The following is a 612-nucleotide window of genomic DNA, read 5'->3' as shown; positions in this document are numbered from 1 at the left end:
CTGGGATACGGAATGCCATTCGAGCGCCTCTGGCGGCCGTGGTATGATCGGCGGAGGTGCTCCGTCACGTCCGGGCGGCCTCGAGAGAGGAGATGCCCATGGACGCACAGACAGTCATCGCGGTATGCGAGGTCATGCTGGTGTTTATCGGAATCGTCGGGCTCGTCCTGGCGAGGAGGGAATGACGGACGGCGTTGGAGTGCAAGAAGGCCGGGTAACCCTTCACAGCGACCCGGCCTAGCAAGTTAACCGATGCTGCCCGGGTAGGCGGGGCACCGATTGGCCCCATCATAGCACACTAGAGCCCTGTCGGGAACACCGCGATGCCCGTGCGCTTGTCCGCCGACCCCGCGTTGCCGTAGTTTCCCACCTCGATGGCCCCGGTCTTCATGACTGTCATGTACCCCGTCCAGCTGCCCCCGTTGGCGGTCAGCATGGGTACCTGGATGTCGACGCTCGGCCTCACGCCCGCCGGCAGGGCGTACGGGCAAGCCACCTTGTCCCATGAGCCGCTCCCGGTCTTGACGTCCTTCGCCATGACCCACACGAAGCCCCCGGCCCTCTGCACGTACCAGCCGCCGGCGGCGTACAGGGTCGTCCGGGATACGGAAT

1 protein-coding gene is annotated in these 612 nt (G+C 65.5%); it reads right to left on the bottom strand.

Annotated elements, in window-relative coordinates:
- Positions 1-298 precede the first annotated feature (298 nt).
- Positions 299-612, bottom strand: a 314-nt coding sequence (locus D1643_RS11340) for a hypothetical protein (RefSeq protein WP_160710679.1), incomplete at its 5' end; no start/stop codon positions are given.

It is taken from the genome of Enterorhabdus sp. P55 (genome assembly GCF_009911695.1).
In the GTDB taxonomy this organism is placed as follows: domain Bacteria; phylum Actinomycetota; class Coriobacteriia; order Coriobacteriales; family Eggerthellaceae; genus Enterorhabdus.
The sequence above is the reverse complement of the archived record's forward strand: the minus strand, read 5'-3'. Positions and strand labels throughout refer to the sequence as shown.